Origin of the sequence: Paenacidovorax caeni (assembly GCF_001298675.1) — a bacterium.
GTDB classification, from domain to species: Bacteria; Pseudomonadota; Gammaproteobacteria; order Burkholderiales; family Burkholderiaceae_C; genus Paenacidovorax; species Paenacidovorax caeni.
In genome coordinates, this window is sequence record NZ_CYIG01000077.1 from 1 (window position 1) to 7910 (window position 7910).

The following is a 7910-nucleotide window of genomic DNA, read 5'->3' on the forward strand; positions in this document are numbered from 1 at the left end:
TTCACGTAGTCAGCGTGGCCGGGGCAGTCCACGTGGGCGTAGTGGCGGTTGGCCGTTTCGTATTCGACGTGGGCGGTGTTGATGGTGATGCCGCGGGCCTTTTCTTCGGGCGCCGCATCGATTTCGTCGTACTTCTTGGCTTCGCCGCCGAACTTGGCGGACAGCACGGTGGCGATTGCCGCCGTCAGGGTGGTCTTGCCATGGTCCACGTGGCCGATCGTGCCAACGTTGACGTGCGGCTTGGTCCGCTCGAACTTACCTTTTGCCATTTTCAATCTCCAAAGAGCAATGCCCGTGTGAGGGTTTAACGTCTGCATCCGGTTGCTGGCTCGTCCCGCACGAGGCCACAGGACGGCACCGGATCGCAGATTGCAAAAAATTTGCTATTTATTCAATAGCTGCCAGCGCTTGATGGACAAAGGCTGACAGCCATTTTCACGCCAATTACTTGGCGCGTGCGGCGATGATGGCCTCGGACACGTTGCGCGGTGCTTCCGCGTAGTGCTTGAATTCCATCGTGTAGGTGGCGCGGCCTTGCGTCATCGAGCGCAGCTGCGTGGCGTAGCCGAACATTTCCGACAGCGGCACCTCGGCCTTGATGGCCTTGCCACCGCCGACCATGTCGTCCATGCCCTGCACCATGCCACGGCGGCTGGAGAGGTCACCCATCACGGTACCGGCGTAGTCTTCCGGCGTTTCCACTTCCACGGCCATCATCGGCTCGAGGATCACAGGCTGGGCCTTCTTGGCGGCTTCCTTGAAGCCGAAGATGGCGGCCATCTTGAACGCCTGCTCGGACGAGTCCACATCGTGGTACGAACCGAAGGTCAGCGCAACCTTCACGTCCACCACGGGGTAGCCGGCCAGCACGCCGCTGGTGAGCGCTTCTTCCACGCCCTTTTGCACGGCGGGGATGTATTCGCGCGGCACCACGCCGCCCTTGATTTCGTCCAGGAACTCGAAGCCCTTGCCCGGCTCGTTGGGCTCCAGACGGAACACCACGTGACCGTACTGGCCCTTACCACCGGACTGGCGCACGAACTTGCCGTCCACGTCCTTGACCGTGGCGCGCACGGTTTCGCGGTAGGCCACCTGGGGCTTGCCGACGTTGGCTTCCACGCCGAACTCGCGCTTCATGCGGTCAACGATGATTTCCAGGTGCAACTCGCCCATACCGGCGATGATGGTCTGGCCCGATTCTTCGTCGGAACGCACGCGGAACGACGGATCTTCCGAAGCCAGGCGCGACAGGGCGATACCCATCTTTTCCTGGTCGGACTTCGACTTGGGCTCGACGGCCTGGGCGATCACGGGCTCGGGGAACACCATGCGTTCCAGGATGACGGGGCTGTCCACGTCGCACAGGGTTTCGCCCGTGGTCACATCCTTCAGGCCCACGCAAGCGGCGATGTCACCAGCGCGGATTTCATCGACCTCGATACGCTCGTTGGCCATCATCTGCACGATACGGCCGATACGTTCCTTCTTGCCCTTGACCGAGTTGTAAACGGTGTCGCCCTTGGACAGCACACCCGAGTACACGCGCACGAAGGTCAACTGGCCCACGAACGGGTCGGTCATCAGCTTGAACGCGAGGGCAGAGAACTTCTCGCCGTCGTCGGCCTTGCGGGCCAGTTTCTTCTCTTCGTCGTCCGGGTCGGTGCCTTCGACGTCCGGGATATCCACGGGCGACGGCAGGTAGTCGATCACGGCGTCGAGCATGCGCTGCACGCCCTTGTTCTTGAACGCGGTACCGCACAGCATCGGCTGGATTTCAACAGCCAGGGTCCGTGCGCGCAGGCCGGCCTTGATGTCTTCTTCCGACAAGGTACCTTCTTCCAGGTACTTGTTCATCAGCTCTTCACTGGCCTCGGCAGCAGCCTCGACCATGTTCTCGCGCCACTTTTCGGCGGTTTCCTTGACGTCGGCGGGGATGTCGCCGTACTCAAACTTCATGCCCTGGGAGGCTTCGTCCCAGAGGATGGCCTTCATCTTCAGCAGATCGACCACACCCTTGAAGTTGTCTTCAGCGCCGATCGGCACCACCACGGGCACGGGGTTGCCCTTCAGGCGGGTCTTGATCTGGTCCACCACCTTGAAGAAGTTGGCACCGGTACGGTCCATCTTGTTCACGAAGGCAAGGCGGGGCACCTTGTACTTGTTGGCCTGGCGCCAGACAGTTTCCGACTGGGGCTGCACGCCACCCACGGCGCAATACACCATGCAGGCGCCGTCCAGCACGCGCATGGAACGCTCCACCTCAATGGTGAAGTCCACGTGGCCGGGGGTGTCGATGATGTTGAAACGGTGCTCGGGGTAGGACATGTCCATACCCTTCCAGAAGCAGGTCACGGCGGCAGACGTGATGGTGATACCGCGCTCTTGCTCCTGCTCCATCCAGTCGGTGGTGGCAGCGCCGTCGTGCACTTCACCCAGCTTGTGGGTCACGCCCGTGTAGAACAGGATACGCTCGGTGGTCGTGGTCTTGCCAGCGTCGATGTGGGCCGAGATACCGATGTTGCGGTAACGCTCGATGGGAGTTTTGCGTGCCATGGTGATGGTCTTTCGTTAACGGCGAGAGCCCGGTCGCCGGAGGGTGACGAACGGGCTCCCAGCCTTCGAGGGGATTTGCGAGACTTAGAAGCGGAAGTGGCTGAAAGCCTTGTTGGCTTCGGCCATGCGGTGCACTTCGTCACGGCGCTTCATGGCGCCGCCACGGCCTTCGGTAGCTTCCATCAGCTCGTTGGCCAGACGCTGGGCCATGGACTTCTCGCCACGCTTGCGGGCGGCTTCCTTGATCCAGCGCATCGACAGGGCCAGGCGGCGCACGGGGCGCACTTCCACGGGCACCTGGTAGTTGGCGCCACCCACGCGGCGGGACTTCACTTCCACCATGGGCTTGACGTTGTTGATGGCCGTGGTGAACACCTCCAGGGCATTCTTCTCGGGCTGCTTCTTCTCGATCAGCTCCAGAGCGCCGTAAATGATGCGCTCTGCAACTGCCTTCTTGCCGCCTTCCATGATCACGTTCATGAATTTGGACAGCTCGACATTGCCGAACTTGGGATCCGGCAGGATTTCACGTTTGGGGACTTCGCGACGACGTGGCATTTTTTACCTCTATCTTGCTTCAGTTGGCACCATTTCAGGTACCGCGAGAGCCATCAGGACTCCCACTTACTCGACCCGCGCAAACCATTTTGCGGGAGGGTCACTACGCTGCATCTTCCGCGCCACGCGGGGGACACAGCACCGAAAATTTGCAAAAGCCTGATTACTTGGCCTTCGGCTTCTTGGCGCCGTACTTCGAACGGGCCTGCTTACGGTCCTTGACGCCTTGCAGGTCAAGCGAGCCGCGCACGATGTGGTAACGCACACCGGGCAAATCCTTCACACGGCCGCCGCGCACCAGCACGACGCTGTGCTCTTGCAGGTTGTGGCCTTCGCCGCCGATGTAGGAGATGACCTCAAAACCGTTGGTCAGGCGCACCTTGGCAACCTTACGCAGAGCGGAGTTAGGCTTCTTAGGCGTCGTGGTGTACACACGGGTGCACACGCCGCGGCGCTGGGGGCAGTTTTCCATCGCGGGGCTCTTCGACTTGATCGTCTCGACCTCGCGCCCATGACGGATGAGCTGGTTAATGGTTGGCATTGAATACGTCCCTAAACGTGAATGTGCTTCAATGAAGCGAAAACGTGAATCCCTTCGGAAAATCCGAAAAGCCCGCGATCCTAACAGTTCAGTGCCCGCAAGGCAAGCGCAGCCTGCCCTGGCGCGCGCCCATCACTTGATCCAGAGGCGAATGGCGTCCCACGCGCGGCCCAACAGACCGGCCTGCTCCACGCCCTCCAGCGCCACCAGGGGCACCTCAGCCACGCTTTGCTCGCCCAGCATCACCTTGAGCGTGCCCACCTGCTGGCCCTGGGCAATAGGCGCCAGCAACGGCTCCTGGCGCACAACCTGGGTGCTGACCTTGCCCGCACTGCCCGAGGGCACGGTGACGACGATGGGCTCGGCCCGGCCGATCTTGAGCTGGCTTTGCTTGCCCTTCCAGATGTCAGGCGTGGCCACGGGCTGGCCGGCGTCGAAGAGCTTGACCGCGTCGAACGCGGTGTAGCCCCAGTTCAGCAGTTTCTGGCTTTCATTGGCACGCGCGTTCTCGCTCGCCGTACCCAGCACGATGGACAGCAGGCGGCGCTGGCCGAGCTGCGGAAACTCGCGCTTGGACGTCGCCACCAGGCAATAACCGGCCGCCGCGGTGTGGCCCGTCTTGAGGCCGTCCACCGTCGGGTCGCGGAACAGCAGCGTGTTGCGGTTGTTGCCGTTCGACTTGGGCGTGCCCGGGTAAGCGTAGTGCTTGGTGGCGTAGTAGTGCATGTACTCGGGGAAGTCCTGCATCAAGCGCCGCGCCAGGATCGCCAAGTCCTTGGCCGTGGTGGTGTGGCCGGGCTCGGTCAGGCCCTCGGGGTTCTTGTAGCTCGTACCCGTCATGCCCAGCGCCTTGGCCTGCTCGTTCATCAGGCGCACGAAGTTTTCCACCGTGCCGCCCACGCCTTCGGCCAGCGCCACCGTGGCGTCGTTGCCCGACTGCACGATCATGCCCTTGAGCAGGTCATCGACCGGGATCTGCATCTTCGGGTCGATGAACATGCGCGAGCCCGGCATCTTCCAGGCGCGCTCGCTCACCGGCAGCTTTTGCTCCAGCGTGATTTTCTTGGCGCGCAGCGCGTCGAACACCAGGTAGCCCGTCATGAGCTTGGTGAGCGATGCCTGCTCCACCGGCGCGTCGATGTCCTTGGCGGCCAGCACCTGGCCGGCCGTCACGTCTACCAGCAGGTAGTTGCGCGCGGCCACCTCGGGCGGCTGGGGGGTGGCCACCTGGGCCAGCAAAACGGTAGGCAGCGCCGCAGCCGCCAGAGCCAGGACGCGCAGTGCGGGAAGGGTTCGGATCATGGAATGCACCAGAAAAAGAAGGGGCGAATAAACAGGGCCCCGGGCCATGGCGGCAGCCGCCGCGCCCCGGGCCAGCGAAGACAGGGAAACAGATCCCAAGGGGCCACCCCTCAGGGCGGCGATTGCAGGTGGCGCGCCACCAAGTTTCTGAGCAGCGGCAATTGTCCGTGGAAGAAATGTCCGCCGCCCGGCACAACGGTAACGGGCAGTATCTGCGGCCGCGCCCAGTCCATCACGGCGGCCAGTGGCACGGTGTCGTCATGCTCGCCATGCACCACCAGAGTGCGGCCATGCGCTTCGGCGGGCACGGGTGCTACCGTGAAGCGGCTCGCGGCCGTGCCGACAAGCACCACGTGGTCAATACGGCGCTGCCCCCAGAGCGCCGCCAGCGCGTGGCTGGTCACGAACGCACCGAAGGAGAAGCCCGCCAGGGCCAGCGGCCCCTCGGGCGCCACCTGGGCGACCACGGAGAGCAGATCTTCGCACTCGCCCCGGCCCTCGTCGTGCACGCCAGCCGAGCCGCCAACGCCACGGAAATTGAAACGCACCGCCTGGTAGCCGCTGGCCACGAAGGCCCGCGCCAGGGTCTGCACCACTTTGTTGTCCATGGTGCCGCCAAACAGCGGGTGCGGGTGGGCGATGATGGCCACACCGCGCGGCGCCACGCCTGCGGCGGCGCCGTCGCGCGCGGCCTCGATGGGGCCCGCGCCACCCGCAAGGCTCAAGCGTTCAGTCTGCGCATTCACGTTCGCTATCCAATCAATAGCTGCTAGCGCTTATCCAGCAAGCGCTAGCAGCCAAAAACATTGAAATGCCGATAGAGCGCCGTTCAGCGCCCAAGTTCCGGCGGCGTGCGCAAACGCTCGACCACCTGGCCATCACGCAGGTGCGAGGTGACGATTTCGTCGATGTCGGAGGTATCCACGTAGCTGTACCACACGCCTTCGGGGTACACCACGGCCACCGGCCCGGCGGCACAGCGGTCCAGGCAGCCCGCCTTGTTCACGCGCACCTTGCCCGGCCCGGCCAAGCCCAGCGCCTTGACCTGCGCCTTGCAGTGCTCAAAGGCCTGCTGCGCGCCGTGCTGGGCGCAGCAGGCCTCGCCATTGGCCCGCTCGTTCAGGCAGAAGAAGATGTGCCGCTGGAAATACGGGGGGGTGGTATCGCTCATGGTTCTGGATTGTAGGTTTGCCCCTCGCGCCGCGACAGGCGCACCAGCACATAGGCGAGCGCCCCATAAGGCCAGAGCCAGCCCAGCCACTGCGCCAAGCCATAGAAACGCAGGAAGCGCCCCTGCTCCCACAGCTGCAGCGTCTGCGCGAAATACGCGCTGGTGGGCGCCTGGTTGAGCAGGCTCAGGTGCAGCACCAGCGCCAGCAGCAGCACGGCCGCGCACGCACGCCGGCGCAGCGGCAGCAGCAGCGCCGCCACCGCCACACCGGCCGCCACGCCCACGCGCACCGGCAGACCCACCCACCACTCCCAGGCATGGCTGGGGCCCCAGGTCAGCGCCGAGGACAGCGCCGTCACCCCCACGCCCACGCCCACCGCCAGCAACGCGAACAGCGCACGCCGGCCGGTATGGCCAATCACGCTGTACCCCAGCAGACAGGGGATGAGCAGCCCCAGCAGCACGCAAAGGGCTTCGCTGCTGCGCGCCAGCGGCTCCAGCGCGTTGCCCAGCGGCAGCCAGTCGAGGAACGGTGTGCCCTCCAGCACCTCGGCAACGGCGGCCTCCAGGCGCTCCAGCACCTGGCCCAGCCCGAACGGCAAGGCCGCCGGGAACAGCAGCGCTGGCGGCCACAGCGCCAGCAGCACCAGGGCACCGTGCGCATCAGGCGCGAACCAGCGCGCGCGAAAGCGGCTCCAGTGGTCGATGGCCCCGAGGCGCTCCAGCAGCGCCGCGGCCAGGGCACCGCACAGCGTGCCGCCGGCATTGAGGACCAGGTCCAGGTTGGACGACACGCGCTGCGGCAGGTAGATCTGCAAAAACTCCATGGCCAGCGACAACAGCGCCCCCGCCAGCGCCGCCAGCGGCACGGCGGCACGCGGCCAGCCCGAGCGCAGCAACGCCAACGCCAGCAGAAAGCCTAGGGGCACATACCCCACCACGTTGATGCTGACGTCGAACCAGGTCCAGTACGGCGGCGGCATGCGCGCCGCGAGGAATTCCCAGGGCGAAATGCCCTGGGCGCGCCAGCCCTCGAACGGGAACAGGCTGGCGAAAAGAACCAGCGCTGCGTAGATCAGCGCCAGCGGCCAGGCCATGGTGGCGCGCTGCGCCCCGGCCCCGGCAGCCATCAGAATGGCTTGACCACCACCAGCACCACCGCCAGCAGCAGCAAGAGGACGGGAATTTCGTTGAACCAGCGGAACCACACATGGCTGCGCTGACAGGTATCGGCGACGAACTGGCGCAGCAGCCGCGCGCACATGTGGTGGTAGCCGATCACCAGCAGCACCACGGCCAGCTTGGCGTGCAGCCAGCCGTTGCCCGGCCCGCGGCCAATGCCATAGCCCAGCCAGAGCCACAGGCCAAGCCCCACGGCAGGCACGGACAGCAGGGTGGTGAAACGCAGCAGCTTGCGCGCCATCAGAAGCAGGCGCTCACGTTCCGCCAGCGAGCCCGGCTGCACCATGGCCAGGTTGACGAAAATGCGCGGCAGATAAAACAGGCCGGCGAACCAGCTGGCCACGAAGACGATGTGAAAGGCTTTGACCCAGAGCATGGGGGCAGTGTACGGGGCATGGCGCCCCCTGCGGCAAAGCCCCCACGCCCGCGCCAGGCGGCAAAAAATAGGTTCTTCGCGCGATCTGGGGGAAGTAGTGGTTGACGGTTCTGAGGTTGGTAGATTGGCAGTCGCCAAACAAACCGATCCCCTTCCTCTTCCCCGTCATGCGCGATGCTATGTTGGGCGTGGTCTTCTGGGAAGGCCGCCTCGTCGATTCATGCCAG

At 64.6% G+C, this 7910-nt stretch carries 9 protein-coding genes; all 9 read right to left on the minus strand.

Going from position 1 to position 7910, the window contains the following annotated elements; translation table 11 throughout:
• Positions 1–269: GTP-binding protein (locus BN2503_RS18205; protein WP_233495128.1), on the minus strand; the 269-nt coding region annotated here is incomplete at its 3' end.
• Positions 270–444: 175 nt separating this feature from the next.
• Positions 445–2553, minus strand: coding sequence for an elongation factor G (gene fusA / locus BN2503_RS18210; protein WP_054258028.1), 2109 nt, complete (start codon positions 2551–2553; stop codon positions 445–447).
• An 84-nt stretch (positions 2554–2637) separates the two neighbouring features.
• Positions 2638–3111 (minus strand): 30S ribosomal protein S7, encoded by a 474-nt coding sequence (rpsG, locus tag BN2503_RS18215; RefSeq protein ID WP_054258029.1) that lies wholly within the window; start codon positions 3109–3111, stop codon positions 2638–2640.
• A gap of 163 nt (positions 3112–3274) precedes the next feature.
• A complete protein-coding gene (rpsL, locus tag BN2503_RS18220; RefSeq protein ID WP_054258030.1) occupies positions 3275–3652 on the minus strand; it encodes a 30S ribosomal protein S12 in 378 nt (125 codons plus the stop codon).
• Positions 3653–3784: 132 nt separating this feature from the next.
• Positions 3785–4954 (minus strand): D-alanyl-D-alanine carboxypeptidase family protein, encoded by a 1170-nt coding sequence (locus BN2503_RS18225; protein ID WP_054258031.1) that lies wholly within the window; start codon positions 4952–4954, stop codon positions 3785–3787.
• 110 nt (positions 4955–5064) lie between these two features.
• Entirely contained in the window at positions 5065–5700 is a 636-nt protein-coding gene (locus BN2503_RS18230; protein WP_054258032.1) for an alpha/beta hydrolase, read from the minus strand.
• An 83-nt stretch (positions 5701–5783) separates the two neighbouring features.
• Complete coding sequence (locus BN2503_RS18235; RefSeq protein WP_054258033.1) at positions 5784–6125, minus strand: (2Fe-2S) ferredoxin domain-containing protein; 342 nt, start codon at positions 6123–6125, stop codon at positions 5784–5786.
• Complete coding sequence (locus BN2503_RS18240; RefSeq protein WP_054258034.1) at positions 6122–7255, minus strand: VanZ family protein; 1134 nt, start codon at positions 7253–7255, stop codon at positions 6122–6124. Before BN2503_RS18240 ends, BN2503_RS18235 begins: the two co-directional genes overlap by 4 nt.
• The gene (locus tag BN2503_RS18245) at positions 7255–7683 is read right to left on the minus strand and encodes a CopD family protein (RefSeq protein ID WP_054258035.1); all 429 of its coding nucleotides are present in this window, start codon (positions 7681–7683) and stop codon (positions 7255–7257) included. Before BN2503_RS18245 ends, BN2503_RS18240 begins: the two co-directional genes overlap by 1 nt.
• Positions 7684–7910 lie beyond the last annotated feature (227 nt).

Excerpts from the sequence above, each read along its gene's own strand:
- fusA (WP_054258028.1), bottom strand. The coding sequence starts at position 2,553 with ATGGCACGCAAAACTCCCATCGAGCGTTACCGCAACATCGGTATCTCG.
- rpsG (WP_054258029.1), bottom strand. The coding sequence starts at position 3,111 with ATGCCACGTCGTCGCGAAGTCCCCAAACGTGAAATCCTGCCGGATCCC.
- BN2503_RS18240 (WP_054258034.1), bottom strand. The coding sequence starts at position 7,255 with ATGGCTGCCGGGGCCGGGGCGCAGCGCGCCACCATGGCCTGGCCGCTG.
- BN2503_RS18235 (WP_054258033.1), bottom strand. The coding sequence starts at position 6,125 with ATGAGCGATACCACCCCCCCGTATTTCCAGCGGCACATCTTCTTCTGC.
- rpsL (WP_054258030.1), bottom strand. The coding sequence starts at position 3,652 with ATGCCAACCATTAACCAGCTCATCCGTCATGGGCGCGAGGTCGAGACG.
- BN2503_RS18245 (WP_054258035.1), bottom strand. The coding sequence starts at position 7,683 with ATGCTCTGGGTCAAAGCCTTTCACATCGTCTTCGTGGCCAGCTGGTTC.
- BN2503_RS18225 (WP_054258031.1), bottom strand. The coding sequence starts at position 4,954 with ATGATCCGAACCCTTCCCGCACTGCGCGTCCTGGCTCTGGCGGCTGCG.